The sequence below is a fragment of the Sodalis sp. RH15 genome (assembly GCF_047324255.1).
GTDB classification, from domain to species: domain Bacteria; phylum Pseudomonadota; class Gammaproteobacteria; order Enterobacterales; family Enterobacteriaceae; genus Acerihabitans; species Acerihabitans ligni.
Map to the genome: position 1 here is coordinate 4205384 of NZ_CP178738.1, position 20852 is coordinate 4226235.

A 20852-nucleotide genomic window follows, 5' to 3' on the forward strand; every position below is an offset into this window, starting at 1 on the left:
TAAATTATAAATATCTGTCTTAATTTTTCGCATTATGAAACATTGGTTTCATTAAACTTTTATTTAAATGTAAATATACGGCATACGTCACATTAATTATTCAATATTCATAAAATAATTTTGTGCGGAATTTGTCCGATCCTATGGCTTCCTGGGTATTTAACCGCTTATCTCGTTTCGATTTATATTCAAAACCCCAATTTTCGCCCGTCCCCTGGTCTTGTTCGTGCGGCCGGCTCAGCCCGGCATGCCACCCTGATCTCCCCATCCATCTGCACGGCGGCCTTCGTTCTGGCCCTCGGGTCGTGTTACACTTTGCGGCACTATTCGCCGGAAAACAGGTCGCCGGAAAACTGGCCGTGAGACGCTCGCTGTTCCTACGGAAACCCTAATGCCATGCAGCAATATCAGAATTTGGAAGACATCTGGAGCCGTTTGCAGCAATCGGCATTCCGTTCAAAATTTCGACTTAACCAGAAAGATCTGGCCTATCTGCGCAGCAAAGGTATGCCGGTCATACTTTCCCATGCCCGCGACTTCATCTCAGGAAGGCTGGCGCCCGCCTTGCCCGCCAAGGACGGTAAGCAAACCCCTTGGCGGGGACATCCGGTATTTGTGGCTCAGCATGCCACCGCGACCTGCTGCCGGGGCTGTCTGGAGAAATGGCATGGCATCGCCAAAGGGCAACCCCTTAACGATGTCCAGCAGGAATATATAGTGCAGATGATTGCGTTATGGCTCAGCCGACAGGAGATGCCGAGAGTTTTATGACTGAAACGCTGAGTACGGAACAGCACGCCGCCTTACCGGTACGCATAGCCACCCGCATTGTCTTTTTTATAGCCGGTTTCGGGATGTCGTCCTGGGCACCGTTGGTTCCCTTCGCCAGACAGCGGCTGGGCATCAATGATGCCTCTTTGGGAATGCTGTTGCTTTGCCTGGGCATCGGATCGCTGCTGGCAATGCCGCTGGCGGCGCCCATGGCCGCCCGGCTGGGCTGCAGGCCGCTGATTATCGCATCGGCCGTCATGCTGGGGCTGGCGCTTCCCGCGCTGGCCGTTGCCGGCGGCACCTATACCCTGGCCCTCTCATTATTGCTATTCGGCATGGGGCTCGGCGCGATGGACATTACCATGAACATCCAGGCGGTGGTGGTGGAAAGAGCCAGCGGCCGGGCCATGATGTCGGGCTTCCATGGTTTTTTCAGCATCGGCGGCATCATCGGGGCGGGATTGGTGAGCCTGCTGCTCTGGCTGGGTTTGAATCCGCTGTGGTCGGTCGTCGTCGTCGTCCTGATTATCCTGGCTTTGATGCTGTACGCCGCCGAGAATTTATTATCCGATCGCCCCGAAGACGATGCCGGCCCTCTCTTTGTCAGACCACGCGGCAAGGTTCTGTTCATCGGAGCGCTCTGTTTTATTCTCTTTTTAACCGAAGGCGCTATGCTGGACTGGAGCGCGCTGTTCCTCACGCTGGAACGCGGCCTTGACAGCGCCATGGGCGGACTGGGTTATGCCCTGTTCTCCATTGCCATGACCGCAGGACGCTTGAACGGCGATCGATTGATCAATGCCATCGGCCGTTACCACACCCTGCTGGCGGGCAGTTTATGCGCCTCGGCGGGGATCGGACTGGCGATAACGGTAAATCAGCCCTATGTCACCCTGCTGGGTTTTTTGCTGGTGGGGCTAGGAGCATCGAATCTGGTTCCGTTGCTGTTCAGCGTGGTCGGCAATCAGAAGGATATGCCGCCTAACCTGGCGCTGGCGGCGATTTCCGGCGTAGGGTATGCCGGCATATTGGCCGGCCCGGCATTAATTGGCTTTATTGCCCATTTGACCAGTCTGTTTGTCGCGTTCGGCTGTGTCGCAATACTTCTTTTGGTTGTAAGCTTGAGCGCACGCCGTGCGACTCAATAAACAACGATTGGCGAAACCCGCTTTATGCAAATTAAGAACCTGAAGTTAACCTCGGCGGCGTTAACCCGCAGCCTGATACTGTTTATCCTGCTGCTGCTGCTGTCGTTATGGCTGTTTGGTTTTCATGCATTCAATGCTTATCTCATCGAAAAGAAGCACAGCATGTCCACCCTCACCGCCGGGCTGCAAAAACGGATCGACACGTACCGCTTTGTGACGGATCAGCTGTACGATCTGTCGTTGGCGACGAACGGCGGCCCCAAGGATAACGACGGCACAAGCCTGAAAGAAACGCGCCTGCGCCCGGATGTGTTTTATGTCGATAAACCCCATAAAAAAACCGATGCCCTGATCTTTGGCGTTCATGACGCCGCTACTTTGTCCATTGCTGCCGATATGTCGGCTTATCTTGATATCCTTTGGGGCTCGGAAGGCAACACCTACTCCTTATATTACCTGAACGGCGCCGACAACAGCCTGACTCTGATTTCCACCCAGCCGCTTCGGGAAACCGCCGCTCGCTTTGAAGACAGCTACATCAGCGCCCTGATAAAATCGCGCCGCACCGAAATGCTCCAGCAGGCCAATATCCTGGATCAACGGGAGAGTTTCTCGCCGCTGCGCAAGCTCCGCCTGCAGAATGATTACTATTTTACCCAGCGGTTCATCTTCAACCAGCCCGGTCATCTGGCCACCATTATGGCGGTTGATTTGCCCATCGGCGATCTTATCCCGCTGAATATGGCGCGGGCCAACTTCTCACTGGTAGCCTCCGACGATGCCGATATGGATACGGACAGCGCTGAGGCCGGCAACGGCGATGCCGATCGGGACAATACCCAAAGAGTGACCAGCCATATCAAGGGCTCAACCCTTGAAATCGGCACGCGCCTTGTTGATGCGCCGTTAAAGCTGTTGTATCTGGTGCCGCTGACCAGTTTAACGGTGGATTTACTGCGCAATAATCTGTGGCCCGTCGTGATACATCTTTTGCTGATCGCCTTGTCCATTTTTGGTATTTACCTGATCCGGCAGCATTTTTTGCGACCCAGGGAGAATATGGCCCTGGCCTTGCGATCCCGTCAGATACTCAGTGAGGAAGTGATAGCCAACCTGCCGCTGGGTTTGCTGGTGTATGATTTCAGCAGCAATAATCTGGTGGCCAGTAATAAAATAGCCGATCATCTGCTGCCTCACCTGAGCCTGCAAAAAATAGCCAACCTCGCGCAGGCCCATCAGGGAATTATCCAGGCCACGGTGAATAATGAAGTCTATGAAATCAGGATGTTCAAAAGCCGCCTTTCGCCGGACACCTACCTGTTCCAATTACTGGATCATGATAAGGAAGTTCTGGTCAATAAAAAGCTGCAGCAGGCGCAGCAGGAACTGAACAAAAACCATCAGGCCCGGCGGACAATCCTCACCAATTTTCAGCATGAGCTGAATCAGCCGCTCATGGAGATCACCACACTGCTTGACGGGTTGCTGCATGCCGAAGCCGAGGAGAAACGCCTGCGCCTGATGTTCAACCTTAAAACCGAAGTAGGCCGTCTGGGGGCGCTGTTCGACAACCTGCGCCTGCTGACTCAGTTGGAGCTGCAAGACTGGCGGCCGAAGCAAGAGGCATTTTCCCTGTCCGCCCTGGTGGATGAACTGCTGGCGGAACGCATGCCCGCCCTGAACCAAAAGGGCCTTAGCCTGTTCAATCACTACCGGCTGCCCTTTAATCAGCAGCATACCGGCGATAGGGAGGCGGTGAAAAAAATCCTTTCGCTGCTGCTGGATTACAGCATTATCAGCACCCAGTATGGCAAAATTGTTCTTTCCGTGGACCAGGATCCCTCCCGTCCGGATACGGTCATATTAAGCCTTAGCGATACGGGTAACGGCATTGACGCCAAGGAATTGGCCAATCTGCAGCAGCCCTTTGTCACCCAGGCGCAAAAAGATCATTATCAGCGCGGCTCCGGCCTCTCCTGGTTCCTGTGCAACCAGTTGGCAAGGAAAATGGGCGGCAACCTGGATATTCACAGCAAGATCGATATCGGCACCCGTTATCGGGTACGTTTGACGTTGCCTTATGTGGATATCACGCAACAGGATGATAATGAAAAAATTCTTGGAGGAACGGTGGCTATGCTGGATATCGCCAATGAAGAAATACAGGAGATAATCAGCGATATGCTGCAGCAGTGGGGGGTGGAGTGTATCCATCCCGAAGAACATACCCTGGTGCAGGAACACGATCTCCTGCTGACGGACGATCCGTCTCATCTGGAGGATTTCGCTATCCTGGTTCAATCGAATGAGAGCGGAATAACGCCTTTGACGCCCTGCCGTTTAAAGGTGAATTATAATCTTGCCGCTTCTTTGCTCGACGCGATGCTACAATTGATGGAACTGAGACTGGCGCAAACGGACATTATACCACCGGATGAGAGGGAATCCGCCGGCGCAGCGGACGACTCCGCCGCCCTGCTGAGCGGGGACTATCTTCCGCTCTTTGTCGAGACAGTACCCGTTGACATCAAGAGGCTGTATACTGAAGCCGAGAGCGGCGATTTACCCGCTTTGGCCCAGACTGCGCACCGCCTGAAAGGTGTTTTTGCCATGCTGAATCTACTTCCCGGCAAGCTGTTATGTGAAACGCTGGAACAACATATCAAACAAGCTATTATAGACAATGATAATTCTAAAATCGGCAACGATATCCGCCAAATTGATGTTTTTGTCATTAAACTGCTACAGCATGCAAGGTAGTCAACTTTATGAATAATCTCAACGTCATCATTGCAGATGACCATCCTATCGTCCTGTTCGGTATTCGAAAATCTTTGGAACAAATCGAATGGGTAAAAGTGGTCGGTGAATTCGAAGACTCCACGTCGCTCATCAATAGCCTCGGCAAGCTGGATGCAAATGTACTCGTGACCGATCTTTCGATGCCCGGCGAAAAGTATGGCGACGGCATTACTCTTATCAAATACATCAAGCGCCATTATCCCCAGTTGGCGATTATCGTATTAACCATGAATAACAACCCGGCAATCCTCAGCGCCGTGTTGGAATTGGATATCGACGGTATTGTCCTTAAACAAGGCGCACCCACCGATTTACCCAAGGCATTGGCCTCGCTGCAAAAAGGCAAAAAATACACGCCGGACAGCGTGGCTAAACTGCTGGAGAGAATAAGCGCCGGCGGTTACGGCGATAAACGCCTGTCGCCGAAAGAGAGTGAAGTGCTGCGTTTATTCGCGGAGGGTTTTCTGGTGACGGAAATCGCCAAAAAGCTGAATCGCAGTATTAAAACCATCAGCAGCCAGAAAAAATCCGCCATGCTGAAGCTTGGCGTGGAAAATGATATTGCTCTGCTGAATTATCTGTCGTCGGTAAGTATGGCGCCGGTAGATAAAGAGTAATGCTCCGATTTCGATAACAAAGCCTGGCGCCGGTGGAAACACGCGGTTATCCCATACCTGAGCGGTTAACCAGGCCGCTCAGGTATTCAGGAGTGTTCCTCAAGCTCGCCGCGTTGCTCTCTGGCCCTGCGACTGAACAGGGCCAGAGCGGGTTGCAATACACTCACTGTAACCGGCTTGGACAGGCAGCTGTCCATCCCCGCATCAAGACAGCGTTGCTTCTCTTCCGCCAGCGCGTTGGCGGTCACCCCGATAACCGGCAATACCCTGCCCTGTTGCCGTAAACGGCGGGTCAGTTCATACCCATCCATCTTCGGCATATTCACATCGCTCAGGATGATATCCACCGACTGCTTGTTAAGAAAGCTCAGCGCATCCACGCCGTCGTTCGCCGTCATTACCTGATATCCCAAGGAACCCAGTTGATCCGCCAACAGCCGGCGGTTAATGGGATGATCATCCACCACCAGGATTCTGATGTCATTGTTTTCGCCATTCGCCGTCGGCGACGGCTGAGGCAGCAGCGGCGCCGATGAAGCAGTGGATTCACCACGATAGATTTTCAACAGTAACAGCGGCAATTCTTCAGTAAAGGCCGGGCTGAGCAACCAGTGGCCGGGGTTGATTTCCAGTGCCGGGCCGATATGCGCGATGCAAAAGCGGATCCAAGCACGATAACAGCCACCGGGGGGAATATCATCGTCACTGATAAATACCTCGTCGCCGCCGATGACCTGATCGGTATGCCGCTTGGCCATGAGGCCGTTTTCTTTCAGCAGGCGGGTCAGATAGTGTTCAAGGGCGGTGTTGCGCAACGCCAGCCAGCACACCCGCCCGTACAAATCGCTGTTAAGCACCGTATAGGAGCGGGACGCCTCATACAGCGGCAGCCGGATAGTGAACTGGCTACCCAACCCGCTCTCCGATTCAACGGCGATGTCGCCGTCCATCAGATTGACCAGCTTCTCGCAAATCGCCAATCCCAGCCCGGTTCCCTGGAACTGCTGGTGACCGTCACTGCCCAACTGCACGAAGGGATCAAACAGTTTGATTAATTCCCGCTGCTGAATGCCGACCCCCGTATCCCTGATGCATAACTGCAGGTAGCCGTCATGGCAAAAGACATAAATGGAGATACAGCCGCTATGGGTGAATTTAATGGCGTTATTTAATATGTTCGATAACACCTGTTGCAGCCGCACCGGATCCCCTCGCATGCTGTTCGGCACGCCGGGATCGACGAAGCAGTAGAGGCCCAGGCGTTTTTTCACTACCAGCGACAGGTAATTGCCGGCGATGTGGCTCACCACTTCGCGGGGAGAATAGCTGCGGGGCTCAATTTTCAGCTGCTCGGATTCGATTTTGGAAAAATCCAGGATATCGCTGATAATGTTGAGCAATAACGCCGACGAGTTATTCATTGCCATCACCAGCCGGTCGACGCCTTCCGGCAAATCCTGGGTTTTAAGCAGATCCAGGTTGCCGATAATGCCGTATAACGGCGTCCGTAATTCATGGCTGACGGTGGCCAGAAACATGGATTTCGCCTGGCTGGCCTGCTCGGCCGCCGTCGCCATTTCCTGTAAAGACTCTTCCATCCGCACCCGGGCGCTGATATCCACCAGCACGCAGATGGCGACGTTTTCATTGAGGTAGCGGGAATGGACAAAGCTTATTTGCAGATTATTGTTATTGCTGGTCATGACATCGACAAAATTCACCTGCTGCCCGCAGATGATATGGATGATGCGTTCCCGGTCTTCAAAGGTCAGCAGGCTCAGATAATTATGGGCCAGCTCGTTGCTGATGAGGTTGGCGCCGTCGCTGATGCGCAGGATGCAAATACCCACCGGTGCGGAAGCGACGATTTTGCGGTTGAACTGTTCGTTTTCCTCCAGCTGCAACGCATTTTTTTCCGCCGGGGCAAACATTTTGCGCTCAAACAGCCAGGTCAGGATAAACAGCAGCAATGCCGTGAGTACATTCAGCAAAAGAGCATTGATGAAGACCGCTTTAAAATTCTCGATAATAGTGGATAAAGACAGCGAATAGACAATGCTCAGGGACGTGGGCGCCAGGCTCCTTTTCATCACCAGATTCTTGTAGCCTTCCGTATAACCGTAAAATCCGGCCGCTTCGGGATAGGAGCTTAGTTCGGAGACCCGCCGTATCCCGCCGGACAGTGACATCATCGGAGCGTTATTCTGATCCAGCAGCGTGATGCCGATGGGCAAAGTACTGTTGGTGATGAAATCCTCCAGCCGGATATTGAGCTCGATTCCCAGCAGGGCTTCCAGCTTATTGGCCGCGTAAATCGGCGTTAACATATACAAATAGCCGCGGTCGCCCCGCTGGCCGGGAGCCACCCAATAAATGTCATCCTCCCGATCGTTTTGCCGGGCGTTGCGGTATTTGACCACTTGCTGCTGCAGGCTTTTCGGCAACGTGTTGTCAACGCCGTTATCAGCGCGCAGATTGAAGTTCGCCATACACAGGCTTTCACCGCTGATATAAAAAACCCGGTTCAAATCGTAGGTTTCGGTAAAACTGTCTTTCCAGTAGCTGAGAAAATAGCTCAGCGAATCCACGGAGTGGCGGTATTCGGTTTCCACGCGGCCGCAGTCGGGATTGGGGGAAAGGGGCGTATATTCCGGCCGGCTCACCTTGCCGGCCAACAGGCCGGTCATCATATCCGGGCCGGGCAAACTGGTGTTGAGGCGGTTTTCCGCCACGTATTTGATTTCCCGCATCATATCGGCAGAGCGGGTGAAATAGCTTTGGGCCTGGGCGAAGCTGGTATTGTATTCCTGACGGAGATCGGATTCGCGCTGATGCAGGAGGCTGATAATGTAAAAAGTGGATAACAGCGCCCCCAGCGCCCAGAGCAATAGGGCCAGCGTCCGAAACAGGTAGCGGGATATTTTGACCGTTGTGCGAAAGGATGAGAAGTATTTCAAAACTATACCGTTCCAGTGCTAGAACTGATTAATGCGGGCCTGCCCAGCCGATACACTACCGACCCAGTAAAAAAAAAGCCAGCGCAACGCGCTGGCCTGGTTGATTGAGACTCGCCGACCGGTAACCCTGGGCATCCGAGGGCTGACAACGGTGCCCGGCCTGGACAGGCAGTGCCTCAGCTGTTCGGGTAGTCTTCACCCTCGTCTTCGCCGTCTTCGTCATCCGCATCGTCGGCATCATCCGCGTCGTCGGCGTCATCAAGGGCGATATCGTCCGCGGCGTCGTCGTCGATATCGGCGTCGTCTCCCGCGTCATTCACTTCGCCTTCCGCCAGCCCTTCGACGGTGTCGAGATCTTCATCGTCCACCGGTTCCACCACGCGCTGCAGGCCGACCACATGTTCGCCTTCAGCGGTCCGGATCAGGGTAACACCCTGGGTGTTGCGCCCGACGATGCTGACTTCGGACACACGGGTGCGCACCAGGGTGCCGGCATCGGTGATCATCATGATCTGATCGCTGTCTTCCACCTGCACGGCGCCCACCACTTCGCCATTGCGTTCGCTCACTTTTATCGATATCACGCCGAGAGTGGCGCGGGATTTGGTGGGATATTCAGCCTGGGCGGTACGCTTGCCGTAACCGTGCTGCGTCACGGTCAGGATCGGACCGTCGCCGCGCGGAATGATCAGGGAAACCACCCGATCCTTGTCGGCCAGATTGATGCCGCGCACGCCGGTGGCGGTACGGCCCATGGAACGCACCTGGCTTTCAGGGAAACGCACTACCTTGCCGTAGGCGGAGAACAGCATAACCTCGTTCTGCCCGTCGGTAAGATCGACGCCGATAAGCTCATCCCCGTCATTCAGATTGACGGCGATAATGCCGGCGCTGCGCGGACGGCTGAACTCGGTCAGCGCGGTCTTTTTCACCGTGCCGCTGGCGGTGGCCATGAAGACATGGCGTCCTTCTTCGTATTCACGCACCGGCAGGATGGCGGTGATACGCTCGTTCGGTTCAAGGGGCAGCAGATTGACGATAGGCCGGCCGCGGGCGCCGCGGCTGGCTTCCGGCAGTTGGTAAACCTTCATCCAGTACAGGCGCCCCCGGCTGGAGAACAGCAGGATGGTGTCATGGGTGTTGGCCACCAGCAGGCGGTCGATAAAGTCCTCTTCCTTGATCCTGGCCGCCGATTTGCCTTTTCCGCCGCGGCGCTGGGCTTCATAGTCGGTGAGCGGCTGGTATTTCACATACCCTTCATGGGACAGGGTCACCACCACGTCTTCCTGATTAATCAGGTCCTCGATATTGATATCGGAGGTATTGGCGGTGATCTCGGTGCGGCGGGCATCGTTGTACTGCTCTTTCATCGCGTTGAGTTCTTCGCGAATCACTTCCATCAGCCGATCCGGGTTTTCCAGGATGATGATGAGTTCGGCGATTTGGGTCAGCAGTTCTTTATATTCGTCCAGCAGCTTTTCATGTTCCAGCCCGGTCAGTTTCTGCAAGCGCAGATCCAGGATGGCTTGCGCCTGCTGTTCGGTGAGATAATAACGTCCGTCGCGGATGCCGTATTGCTCTTCCAGCCATTCCGGCCGGGCGGCGTTGTCGCCGGCGCGTTCCAGCATGGCCGCTACCGTGCCCAGTTCCCAGGAACGGGCGATAAGTCCGCTTTTCGCTTCGGCCGGGCTCGGCGCATGGCGGATTAATTCGATAATGGGTTCGATATTGGCCAGCGCCACTGCCAGGGCTTCAAGGATGTGGGCGCGATCCCGCGCTTTGCGCAGTTCGAAAATCGTGCGGCGGGTGACCACTTCACGACGGTGGCGCACGAAGGCGGAGAGAATATCCTTCAGCGACATGATCTTGGGCTGGCCCTGATGCAGCGCCACCATATTGATGCCGAAGGAGACCTGCAGCTGCGTTTGGGAGTAGAGGTTGTTGAGCACCACTTCCCCTACCGCGTCGCGCTTGATCTCGATGACGATGCGCATGCCGTCTTTGTCGGATTCATCGCGCAGGGCGCTGATACCTTCAATGCGCTTGTCTTTCACCAGCTCGGCGATTTTTTCAATCAAACGCGCTTTGTTCACCTGATAAGGGATTTCATGCACGATGATGGTTTCACGACCGCTTTTGGCATCCGCTTCCACTTCCGCGCGGGCGCGGATCAGGATTTTACCGCGTCCGGTGCGGTAGGCCTCTTCGATACCGCGCCGGCCGTTGATGATGGCGGCGGTGGGAAAGTCAGGGCCGGGAATATGTTCCATCAGGCCTTCAACGCTGATATTCTCGTCGTCGATATAGGCCAGGCAACCGTTGATCACTTCCGTCAGGTTATGCGGCGGAATGTTGGTGGCCATACCTACGGCAATGCCGGAAGAGCCATTGATCAACAGGTTGGGGATCTTGGTGGGCATGACGTCGGGGATCTGTTCGGTGCCGTCGTAGTTCGGCACATAATCCACGGTGTCTTTTTCGAGGTCCGCCAGCAATTCATGGGCGATTTTCGACATGCGGACTTCGGTGTAACGCATTGCCGCGGCGGAGTCACCGTCGACGGAACCGAAATTACCCTGGCCATCCACCAGCATATAGCGTAGCGAGAACGGCTGGGCCATACGCACGATGGTGTCGTAGACCGCGGTATCACCATGGGGGTGATATTTACCGATGACGTCCCCGACCACACGGGCCGATTTTTTGTAAGGTTTATTCCAGTCATTACCGAGTACGCTCATCGCAAACAATACGCGGCGGTGTACCGGTTTCAACCCATCCCGTACATCCGGCAGCGCACGTCCGACAATAACGGACATGGCGTAATCCAGATAAGAGCTTTTTAACTCTTCTTCGATGTTGACCGGTGTTATTTCTCTGGCAAGGTCACTCATTGAGCCGCTATCCCTCTACTAATTGAAGCATCCACCCGGATTTAAAGGTGCCAAAGTATACCATAGATAGGTGATTCTGGGAAAATTGTCGGCGACGAAAAGCCGTGGTTATAGTTGTTTCCGCTACCGAATCACTGACCGGACGGCCGGTTGCAGGTATACTGGCTTCATTTCGCTATGCAAATACTCAGGAAGGCCGTTATGAATCGGGAATCTCAGACCGCTGCCGCCGGCGATAATGTGGATCGGCGGGAAATCGCCAAATTCGACGCGGTGGCCTCCCGCTGGTGGGATAAGGAAGGGGAATTCAAACCCCTGCACCGCATTAACCCCCTGCGCCTGGACTATATTCTGCGCCATGCCGACGGCCTGTTCGGCAAAACGGTGCTGGACGTGGGCTGCGGCGGGGGAATATTGACTGAAAGCATGGCCTTGGAAGGGGCGACGGCCACCGGGCTGGACATGGGCGCCGAACCGTTGGCGGTGGCGCGGCTGCACGCGCTGGAAAGCCGGCTGAATATTGATTATATCCAGCAGACGGTGGAAGAGCACGCGGCGGAAAACCCGGAGCGCTATGATGTAGTGACCTGTATGGAAATGCTGGAACACGTCCCGGATCCCGCGTCCATCGTCCGCGCCTGCGCACGGCTGGTGAAACCCGGCGGCGACGTGTTCTTCTCCACCCTGAACCGCAATCCCAAGGCGTGGCTGATGGCCATCGTCGGGGCCGAGTACCTGCTGCGTCTGGTGCCTCGGGGCACCCATAGCATTACCAAATTCATCAAGCCGGCGGAGCTACTGCACTGGCTCGACGACACCCCGCTGCAGGAGCGGCATATCACCGGCCTGCATTATAACCCGCTCAGGGATCGTTTTAGCCTGGGGGGCAATGTTGACGTTAATTACATGCTGCATACCCGCCACCGCCTGTAACCCTGACGGGTGTAATCTCGCCGGCCGGCCCTGGCCGGCGTGATCAATGTTTAATAATTCGACAAATAATATCTTTTTGAATTTTTTATCTACAGCAGTTGACATCCTTCAAGGGCAGAGGGAATAGCGCTTTAGTCGGCCTGTTAACATTTTGCCCCCAAGTTATCCACAAAAAGCTTTATTTTCGTCCCTTGCAATAACGACGTTAAGTCACTATCTTGTTATCAAATTAACAAAAAACCCTATATGTAGTGTTTATCCCATAGATCAGACACTAATTTCGCTTATGTCCGACATAAGGCATAGGGATCACTCAGACAGGTATTAAGCCCCATGAACCAGAGTCTGCTTGTTACAAAACGCGACGGCAGTAAAGAAAAAATCAATCTGGACAAGATCCACCGCGTCATCGACTGGGCGGCGGAAGGTCTCGAGAATGTTTCGGTCTCGCAGGTTGAACTGCGCTCGCATATCCAATTTTATGAGGGCATTAAAACCGCCGACATCCATGAAACCATTATCAAGGCCGCGGCGGATCTGATTTCCCGCGACGCGCCGGATTATCAATATCTGGCGGCGCGCCTGGCGGTTTTTCATTTGCGTAAAAAAGCCTATGGCCAGTTCGAGCCGCCCAAGCTTTATGACCACGTGTCGCGGCTGGTGGCCATGGGCAAATACGACAAGCATTTGCTGGACGATTATAGCGCCGAAGAATTCGCGCTGATGGACGGCTTTATCGATCACTGGCGGGATATGAACTTCTCCTACGCCGCGGTGAAGCAGCTGGAAGGCAAGTATCTGGCGCAGAACCGGGTCACCGGGGAAATTTACGAAAGCGCGCAATTCCTTTATATGCTGGTGGCGGCCTGCCTGTTCTCCGGTTATCCGCGGGAAACCCGGCTGGATTATGTCAAGCGTTTCTATGACGCCGTTTCCACTTTCAAGATTTCCCTGCCCACGCCCATTATGTCCGGGGTGCGCACGCCTACGCGCCAGTTCAGTTCCTGCGTGCTGATTGAATGCGGCGACAGTCTCGACTCCATTAACGCCACCTCCAGCGCCATCGTCAAATATGTATCGCAGCGGGCCGGCATCGGCATCAACGCCGGCCGTATCCGGGCCCTGGGCAGCCCGATCCGCGGCGGCGAGGCTTTTCATACCGGCTGCATTCCCTTTTACAAGCATTTCCAGACCGCGGTGAAATCCTGTTCCCAGGGCGGCGTGCGCGGCGGCGCGGCCACCCTGTTCTACCCGCTTTGGCATCTGGAAGTGGAAAGCCTGCTGGTGCTGAAAAACAACCGCGGCGTAGAGGGCAACCGCGTCCGCCATATGGATTACGGCGTACAGATCAACAAACTGATGTATCAGCGCCTGGTGAAGGGAGAAGAGATTACGCTGTTCAGCCCGTCTGATGTGCCGGGGCTGTATGATGCGTTCTTCGCCGACCAGGATGAATTCGAGCGGCTGTATACCCGTTATGAACAGGACGCCTCTATTCGTAAAAGCCGGGTCAAGGCGGTGGAGCTGTTCTCCCTGATGATGCAGGAGCGCGCATCCACCGGGCGTATTTATATCCAGCATGTGGACCATTGCAACACCCATAGTCCATTCGATCCGGCCGTAGCGCCTATCCGCCAGTCCAATCTGTGCCTGGAAGTGGCTCTGCCCACCAAACCGCTGGAAGACGTGAACGACGAAAACGGCGAAATCGCCTTGTGTACGCTTTCGGCCTTTAATCTTGGAGCGCTGGAGAGCCTGGACGATCTGCAGGAACTGGCGACCCTGGCGGTGCGTGCGCTGGACGCGCTGCTGGATTACCAGGACTACCCGATCCCGGCGGCGAAACGCGGCGCCATGGGACGGCGGACCCTTGGCGTGGGCGTGATAAATTATGCTTATTATCTGGCTAAAAACGGCGTACGGTACTCCGACGGCAGCGCCAACAACCTGACGCACCGGACGTTCGAGGCCATTCAGTACTATTTATTAAAAGCTTCCAACGAGCTGGCCAAAGAACGGGGCGCCTGCCCGTGGTTCAATGAAACCACCTATGCCAAGGGCATCCTGCCCATTGATACTTATAAAAAGGATCTGGACGGGATTTGCAGTGAGCCGCTGCATTACGATTGGGAGGCTTTGCGCGCAGACATCAAACGGCACGGCCTGCGTAATTCAACCCTGTCGGCGCTGATGCCGTCGGAAACGTCGTCGCAAATCTCCAATGCCACCAACGGTATCGAGCCGCCCCGGGGCTACGTCAGTATCAAGGCGTCTAAAGACGGCATTCTGCGCCAGGTGGTGCCGGAATCCAACCGGCTGAAAGGCGCCTATGAGCTATTGTGGGAAATGCCGAACAACGACGGTTATCTGCAGTTGGTGGGGTTGATGCAGAAATTCGTCGATCAGGCCATTTCGTCCAATACCAATTACGATCCGACCCGTTTCCCGGCCGGCAAGGTGCCGATGAAGCAGTTGCTGAAGGACTTGCTCACCGCCTACAAGTTCGGGGTCAAGACGCTGTATTATCAGAATACCCGCGACGGCGCGGAAGATGCCCAGGAAGATATGGAAGCCGCCGCCGAGACTGATGATTGCGAGAGCGGAGCCTGCAAGATTTAACATGGCCGCGGGCGGCGCCATTGCCGTCCGCGTGTAACGGGAGAGACCATGGCCTATACCACATTTTCACAGAATAAAAACAACCAATTGCTGGAGCCGATGTTTTTCGGCCAGTCGGTGAACGTTGCGCGCTACGATCAGCAAAAATACGATATCTTTGAAAAATTAATCGAAAAACAGCTCTCTTTTTTCTGGCGGCCGGAAGAAGTGGACGTGTCGCGTGACCGCATTGATTTCCAGGCGCTGCCGGAACACGAGAAGCATATTTTCCTCAGCAATCTGAAATACCAGACCCTGCTGGACTCCATCCAGGGCCGTAGCCCCAATATCGCCCTGTTGCCGCTGATTTCCATTCCGGAGCTGGAAACCTGGGTGGAAACCTGGGCCTTTTCGGAAACCATTCATTCCCGGTCTTATACCCATATCATCCGCAATATCGTTAACGACCCCTCGCTGGTATTCGACGATATCGTGACCAATGAAGAGATTCTGAAGCGGGCCAAGGATATTTCGGGCTATTACGACAAGCTTATCGAACTGACCGGCTACTACCATTTGCTCGGCGTTGGGACCCATCAGGTAAAGGGCGCCCAGGTAGTGGTGAATCTGCATGAGCTGAAAAAATGCCTCTACCTTTGTCTGATGAGCGTCAATGCCCTGGAAGCCATCCGTTTTTATGTCAGCTTCGCCTGCTCGTTCGCGTTCGCCGAGCGCGAACTGATGGAGGGCAACGCTAAAATCATCCGCCTGATCGCTCGCGACGAGGCGCTGCATCTTACCGGCACCCAGCATATGCTGAATTTGATGCGTTCCGGCGAGGACGATCCGGAAATGGCCGAGATTGCCAAGGAGTGCGAGCGGGAGTGTTATGACCTGTTCGTGCTGGCGGCGGAGCAGGAAAAAGAGTGGGCAAGTTATCTGTTCCGCGACGGTTCCATGATTGGCCTGAATAAAGATATTCTGTGCCAGTATGTGGATTATATTACCAATATCCGCATGCAGGCGGTGGGTCTGGATCTGCCTTTTGCCGCCCGCTCCAATCCTATTCCGTGGATTAATACCTGGCTGGTGTCGGACAATGTTCAGGTGGCGCCGCAGGAGGTGGAGGTGAGTTCCTACCTGGTAGGCCAAATCGACTCCGAGATGAATTCGGGCGATTTGAGCGATTTCGAGCTGTAAGCCATGGACCCATCGGCCAAGGTCACGCTGCGCCATATCGGGGCGCAGCTTCAGTGCGAATCCGGCCACCGCTCCCTGCTGGATGCCCTGGAAGCCAATCATATCGACGTCGAATTCCAGTGCCGGTCCGGCTATTGCGGCGCCTGCCGTATGCGGCTGCTGCGGGGCCGGGTCGCTTATACCCAGTCCCCCCTGGCCTGTATCCGGCCGGGCGATATTCTGCCCTGTTGCTGCCTGCCGGCGGGGGATATCGAGCTGGAGCTATAGCCGAGTAGTATCCGGTCGAGGCGGGAAAAATCGCTTTCATCGGCTCGTTGTACGTTACGTGATCGCGGGCCTACCCCGGCATGGGGCGCTCCGGCCGCCGCCAGACGGCGGCTTCGACCCCATTGCCGCGGTCTCCCTTCAACATGCGCCCGCTTTCACCGGAGTGTCATTACCGGCTCGTTGTACGTTACGTGATCGCGGGCCTACCCCGGCATGGGGCGCTCCGGCCGCCGCCAGACGGCGGCTTCGACCCCATTGCCGCGGTCTCCCTTCAACACGCGCCCGCTTTCACCGGAGTGTCATTACCGGCTCGTTGCACGTCACGTGATCGCGGGCCTACCCCGGCATGGGGCGCTCCGGCCGCCGCCAGACGGCGGCTTCGACCCCATTGCCGCGGTCTCCCTTCAACACGCGCCCGCTTTCACCGAAGTGTCATTACCGGCTCGTTGCACGTCACGTGATCGCGGGCCTACCCCGGCATGGGGCGCTCTGATCTTTTAGTTGTAAGTTATAGCGATTCGGAATTGGTTTTCATGGCCCTGCCCGGTATGCTCATGTTACCTAGATCACACTTTTTATAAGCCTGCTTAATACCATGTCCGAACTCCTCAAAATGGCGCATGTCGCCGCTCTTGACCGAGACAAGCCGTACGAGAGCGAAACCGTTTTTATCCGTAGCGCCGCCGATGTATCCCATTTAGTGAATTCCGGTGGGGAAAAGCGCAGTCATGCCGGTATTATCATCGGCATCGCATTGGGGGGCGTTTTCCTGGATGCCTATGACCTGGGAGCCCTGGCGTTCGGGGTGAAGGATATTACCCGCGAGTTCAACCTTACCCCGGCGGGCACCGGCATGGTGGCCTCCGCCATTACCTTCGGCGCTATTGTCGGCGCATTTTTCGGCGGCTACCTCACCGACAAGATTGGCCGCTATCGCGTTTTCATGGCCGATATGTTTTTCTTCGTCTTCGCCGCCATCGCCTGCGCGTTCGCCCCTAACGAATGGGTGCTGGCCGGTGCGCGTTTTGTCATGGGATTGGGGGTCGGTATCGATTTGCCGGTGGCCATGGCCTTTCTGGCGGAGTTCTCGCGGCTGAAGGGACGCGGTAATAAAGCGGCCAGCGTCGCCATGTGGTGTCCCACCTGGTATGCCGCCATCAGTATCTCCTATTTGCTGGTGCTGTTGCTGTATGCCGTATTGCCCGCTGAACAAACCCACTGGCTATGGCGTTTAATCCTGGGCTTCGGCGCGGTGCCGGCGCTGGCGATTATCGCCATTCGTAGCCGGTATATCAGCGAGTCGCCGGTCTGGGCGGCTAATCAGGGCGATTTAACCGGCGCGGCGCAAATTCTGCGGCGCTCCTACGGTATCAATGCCCAGGCGGCGCCGGTGGCGGAACAACAGCCCGCGCCCAAGGCGCTGCGCGCCCGCTGGAGTAATTACGGCCGGTTATTGCGGGGGGTTTATCTGCGGCGTACCGTGCTGGCGACGGTTATCGCCGTGGCGTCGTCCTTTGCCTATAACGCCGTGGCATTCGGTTTGCCGGTGATTATCAGCAGTTTTCTGGCGCAGTCCATGCTGACCACTATTTTGGCCTCCCTGGGGCTTAACCTGTTATTTGCCTTTGTGGGCGGCCTGATAGGCGTCCGCTGGGTACCCCGCTTCGGTGCCTGGCGGATGACGGTGCTGGGTTATGCCTGCCAACTGGTCGCCTTGATCGGACTGGCGCTCATCGGCCGGCCGGCGGACGGCGCCCATGCCGCCCTGGCCATCGCCATGCTGGCGTTGTTCCTGTTCGGCCAGGGTTTCGGCCCGGGTTCCCACAGCATGACCTTTGCCTCGCTGAGCTATCCCACCTCGCTGCGAGGCGTGGGTGTCGGATTTAACCAGACGCTGATGCGCGCCAGCTCCACGCTTTCGCTGTTTCTGTTTCCGGTGCTGGTGGCTTGGCTTAAGACCGGCGTGTTTTGGGTGATTGCCGCAGCCCCCGTGGCGGGGTTGCTGGCGCTGCTGCTGATTCGCTGGGAGCCGTCGGGCTATGATGTGGATGCGGAGGATTTTGGCGCTGCGGCCCCTGAGCGCTGAAAAATGATATACAGGCTCCGGGTGCGGCGGGTATGGCCTGCCAGGAGTTTCCATGGCCGATCCACTACTTCATAGCGGATCGGCCTGGCCCTGATTGCGGGGCAGCGGCGCAAGGGCGGCGCTGAACCAGGCAGTCCGGTTCTGGCAAAACGGTCTGGCATCCAGCAATGCCTCCATCACTTCCCGATAATCGCTGAAAATAACCATCCACAGGCTGAAAAATCCCCTGCTGACCGCCAGGTCAACGATGGCTGCCGCCGTCGCACGATTGTCGGCATACTCTTCCAGGCGTTCAAGGGCCATGCTGATGGTTAGCTGGCGCTCAAGATAGCGCCGGTCGCTGTCCCCGGTTACCGTCGTGGTCTTGTCCAGCGCATACAGTTTTATGGTGGCATCGGCTTTTTGCTTCTGCGACGGCGATAGCGATGGATGAGCGTTGACCACCATGGCATTGTCTCCGGTCAGCGGCGTATGGAAGGCCAGCAGAGTGTTATTTATATGGGGCCAGTAATAATGATGCCGGTAAGGAACGGCAAGGAGCGATTTGCTCTTGCGGGAATTGCACGGGGTGCAGATCAGTAAAAAATTGGTCCAGCAGGCGGAAAGGCGCGGATAGCTGTCCTTGGGTTTGATATGCTCGACGGCCAGGGCATTATTCACCCGCATTTCACACAAATGGCAATAGCAGCCGGTACGCTCCTCAAGATACTGTTTAGCGTTTCGCCAATGATTGAAACAGGCTTTGGCGCCCTTTTTGTTTAGCGGCCATGTTCCCTTATCTATGGGCCTCATTTATCAGTTCCTTGATCTTTGGCTAACAAGTAGGCTTTATATTCCGGATCGTCGGTTTCATTAATCAGCGACGAATTCACTACCCGGCGTATGTTTAAATAGTCATCAAGCGTTAATTTCCCACCTTGGGTTTTTATCTGTGCCAGTTGTTCCCGGGCTGATTTGACGCGCCGCTCAAAATTATCGCTGCGGATATTTTCAACGCCCATGATCTGCGTCGCCACTTTGCCAAGGGGCAGTTCATTGGGCACCGACTCATTACCCGGCCGGTCGACATTGATGAGCTCACCCACCCCCAGGCTCTGCACGATAAAGGGGGAATGGGTGGTGGCGATAAACTGCAGCTTGGGAAATGCGTCTTTGAAATCCTGTATAATGCTCTTTTGCCAGATGGGGTGCAGATGCAGGTCGATTTCATCAATAAGCACCACGCCGGGGGTCTCCACAACGGCATTGATGCCCAGATGCGGATTGAGCTGAATACATCGGTAGGCCATATCCGCCGCGATGCCGATAATATTGCGCAAACCGTCGCTCAACTGGTTGAAGGCCAGGCGGTGATTGTGGCCGCGCCCATCGCTATAAGTCCCCACCAATGTATTGAGCTTATAGTCAAATTCCGTATCGACCCAGCGTTTATCGGGGATCAGCTTGAGAACCGCGGCCTTGAGCGCTTTCAGATGGATGATATCCAAAGGATCGCCGAATTTCTTGATGCTGTCGTCCTGGGTCTTGTACCAGGAAAGAAAATCCCGGCTTGAGGATTTGGCGGATAGGCAATGCGTATAGGCCTTCGTTATCCCTTCCGCCTGCTTCTGGTAGCCAATCTCTTCATTTTCCGCCCACAGTCGTCCGGTGCCGTGGTAGGCGATAAGCGGGAAGATCACCTCTTTGTTATTGCGTTCGGATTTGGGTCTGCGGCTTTGCTCAAGCTTGCGGGCGGCGATATTGCTTAAGGCTCTCGCGCCCTTGACAGTGGTTTTCTGTCGGATGATTTCTCTTGACCAGGCAACATGCCGTTGGCCGTCAATCATGCCCTTAGCCTCTATGGATACGGGAAACTGTGGCCTGGGCTGTCCGTCAACGTTGACCGTCCGGATTTCATCGGCACGTATCGGCCTTGAGCTGATAGCGTCAAGTCCGAGGAAAAAGCTTCCCAGCGCCACCGCCAGGGCATCCAGGATGGTGGTTTTACCGGTGGCGTTATCACCAATGAATACGGTGAACCGCGAACGGAAGGAGAAGGTCTCATGTCGGATACCTTTGAAATTCTTGATTGAAATTTCTTGGATATTCAATGGGCCGCTTCCTGTCCTGGGCAAGATAGAGTAGGCATTTTGTCGCGAAGATCGGGGCTCGTAAAGGATAGATATCGGTTTGTTTAGCCTTGGGATAGGCACGCTCTTGAAGTGGTCGTTTATGGTCAGGGCGGCGGACCCGCCGAAAGTCAGCTGGCATATCTAGAATTAATATATTAAGCAGTTCTACATTATATCTTCAGGCCACGTTTAAATGGGAAATTTGAATGTGATAGCAGAAAGAGTTTATTACATACTTAAATAATATTTATCAATATAAGTAATAATAGCAATGGATTTCATTTTTATAAAAATAGTGGCCGAATTGTAAGCTTAGCATGAAAGTGCAAAATGACATTGACACCACCCGGGAGGTATTTTATAAGTATCACGGACCTTGTTCGAGGTGTGTTGATAAAAGAATGATTATCATTAACGATAGATAGATAACTAAAATAAAATCGTAATTTAACTATTTCTGCCGCTGAG

The 20852-nt window shown here is 55.0% G+C and carries 13 protein-coding genes; 9 read left to right on the plus strand and 4 right to left on the minus strand.

What is annotated here, in order from left to right; genetic code table 11:
• Positions 1 to 396: 396 nt before the first annotated feature.
• The 4 genes from ACL2XO_RS19095 to rcsB are packed head-to-tail and all read left to right on the plus strand — an operon-like array spanning position 397 to position 5338.
• Complete coding sequence (locus tag ACL2XO_RS19095) at positions 397 to 771, plus strand: DUF4186 domain-containing protein (protein ID WP_413741298.1); 375 nt, start codon at positions 397 to 399, stop codon at positions 769 to 771.
• A complete protein-coding gene (locus ACL2XO_RS19100) occupies positions 768 to 1919 on the plus strand; it encodes an MFS transporter (protein ID WP_413741299.1) in 1152 nt (383 codons plus the stop codon). Before ACL2XO_RS19095 ends, ACL2XO_RS19100 begins: the two co-directional genes overlap by 4 nt.
• A gap of 24 nt (positions 1920 to 1943) precedes the next feature.
• The gene (rcsD, locus tag ACL2XO_RS19105) at positions 1944 to 4679 is read left to right on the plus strand and encodes a phosphotransferase RcsD (protein ID WP_413741300.1); all 2736 of its coding nucleotides are present in this window, start codon (positions 1944 to 1946) and stop codon (positions 4677 to 4679) included.
• An 8-nt stretch (positions 4680 to 4687) separates the two neighbouring features.
• Positions 4688 to 5338, plus strand: coding sequence for a response regulator transcription factor RcsB (gene rcsB, locus ACL2XO_RS19110; RefSeq protein ID WP_132927300.1), 651 nt, complete (start codon positions 4688 to 4690; stop codon positions 5336 to 5338).
• An 86-nt stretch (positions 5339 to 5424) separates the two neighbouring features.
• Here rcsB and rcsC read toward each other — a convergent pair whose 3' ends face one another.
• Positions 5425 to 8295 (minus strand): two-component system sensor histidine kinase RcsC, encoded by a 2871-nt coding sequence (rcsC, locus tag ACL2XO_RS19115; protein ID WP_413725101.1) that lies wholly within the window; start codon positions 8293 to 8295, stop codon positions 5425 to 5427.
• 176 nt (positions 8296 to 8471) lie between these two features.
• Complete coding sequence (gyrA, locus tag ACL2XO_RS19120; RefSeq protein WP_132927296.1) at positions 8472 to 11189, minus strand: DNA topoisomerase (ATP-hydrolyzing) subunit A; 2718 nt, start codon at positions 11187 to 11189, stop codon at positions 8472 to 8474.
• Positions 11190 to 11390: 201 nt separating this feature from the next.
• Between gyrA and ubiG the strand changes: the two genes are divergently transcribed.
• From ubiG to ACL2XO_RS19145, 5 genes are all read left to right on the plus strand, one after another.
• Positions 11391 to 12122 (plus strand): bifunctional 2-polyprenyl-6-hydroxyphenol methylase/3-demethylubiquinol 3-O-methyltransferase UbiG, encoded by a 732-nt coding sequence (ubiG, locus tag ACL2XO_RS19125; RefSeq protein ID WP_203523472.1) that lies wholly within the window; start codon positions 11391 to 11393, stop codon positions 12120 to 12122.
• A gap of 333 nt (positions 12123 to 12455) precedes the next feature.
• Positions 12456 to 14741, plus strand: a complete 2286-nt coding sequence (gene nrdA, locus ACL2XO_RS19130; RefSeq protein WP_413741301.1) for a class 1a ribonucleoside-diphosphate reductase subunit alpha — start codon at positions 12456 to 12458, stop codon at positions 14739 to 14741.
• A 48-nt stretch (positions 14742 to 14789) separates the two neighbouring features.
• Positions 14790 to 15920 (plus strand): class Ia ribonucleoside-diphosphate reductase subunit beta, encoded by a 1131-nt coding sequence (gene nrdB, locus ACL2XO_RS19135; protein ID WP_132927290.1) that lies wholly within the window; start codon positions 14790 to 14792, stop codon positions 15918 to 15920.
• A gap of 3 nt (positions 15921 to 15923) precedes the next feature.
• Entirely contained in the window at positions 15924 to 16187 is a 264-nt protein-coding gene (gene yfaE / locus ACL2XO_RS19140; RefSeq protein ID WP_132927288.1) for a class I ribonucleotide reductase maintenance protein YfaE, read from the plus strand.
• A gap of 595 nt (positions 16188 to 16782) precedes the next feature.
• Entirely contained in the window at positions 16783 to 18273 is a 1491-nt protein-coding gene (locus tag ACL2XO_RS19145) for an MFS transporter (RefSeq protein WP_413725103.1), read from the plus strand.
• A gap of 69 nt (positions 18274 to 18342) precedes the next feature.
• Here the strand turns inward: ACL2XO_RS19145 and ACL2XO_RS19150 are convergent, their stop codons facing one another.
• Entirely contained in the window at positions 18343 to 19065 is a 723-nt protein-coding gene (locus tag ACL2XO_RS19150) for an HNH endonuclease (protein WP_413725104.1), read from the minus strand.
• Positions 19062 to 20363, minus strand: a complete 1302-nt coding sequence (locus tag ACL2XO_RS19155) for an AAA family ATPase (protein WP_413741302.1) — start codon at positions 20361 to 20363, stop codon at positions 19062 to 19064. The genes ACL2XO_RS19150 and ACL2XO_RS19155 overlap by 4 nt, the downstream gene beginning before the upstream one ends.
• Between the last annotated feature and the right edge of the window lie 489 nt (positions 20364 to 20852).

Bases quoted from the DNA above. Each gene is read 5' to 3' on its own strand.
- ACL2XO_RS19145 (WP_413725103.1), top strand. From the start codon at position 16,783: ATGTCCGAACTCCTCAAAATGGCGCATGTCGCCGCTCTTGACCGAGAC.
- gyrA (WP_132927296.1), bottom strand. From the start codon at position 11,189: ATGAGTGACCTTGCCAGAGAAATAACACCGGTCAACATCGAAGAAGAG.
- rcsB (WP_132927300.1), top strand. From the start codon at position 4,688: ATGAATAATCTCAACGTCATCATTGCAGATGACCATCCTATCGTCCTG.
- nrdB (WP_132927290.1), top strand. From the start codon at position 14,790: ATGGCCTATACCACATTTTCACAGAATAAAAACAACCAATTGCTGGAG.
- rcsD (WP_413741300.1), top strand. From the start codon at position 1,944: ATGCAAATTAAGAACCTGAAGTTAACCTCGGCGGCGTTAACCCGCAGC.
- ubiG (WP_203523472.1), top strand. From the start codon at position 11,391: ATGAATCGGGAATCTCAGACCGCTGCCGCCGGCGATAATGTGGATCGG.
- ACL2XO_RS19095 (WP_413741298.1), top strand. From the start codon at position 397: ATGCAGCAATATCAGAATTTGGAAGACATCTGGAGCCGTTTGCAGCAA.
- nrdA (WP_413741301.1), top strand. From the start codon at position 12,456: ATGAACCAGAGTCTGCTTGTTACAAAACGCGACGGCAGTAAAGAAAAA.
- ACL2XO_RS19150 (WP_413725104.1), bottom strand. From the start codon at position 19,065: ATGAGGCCCATAGATAAGGGAACATGGCCGCTAAACAAAAAGGGCGCC.
- ACL2XO_RS19100 (WP_413741299.1), top strand. From the start codon at position 768: ATGACTGAAACGCTGAGTACGGAACAGCACGCCGCCTTACCGGTACGC.
- yfaE (WP_132927288.1), top strand. From the start codon at position 15,924: ATGGACCCATCGGCCAAGGTCACGCTGCGCCATATCGGGGCGCAGCTT.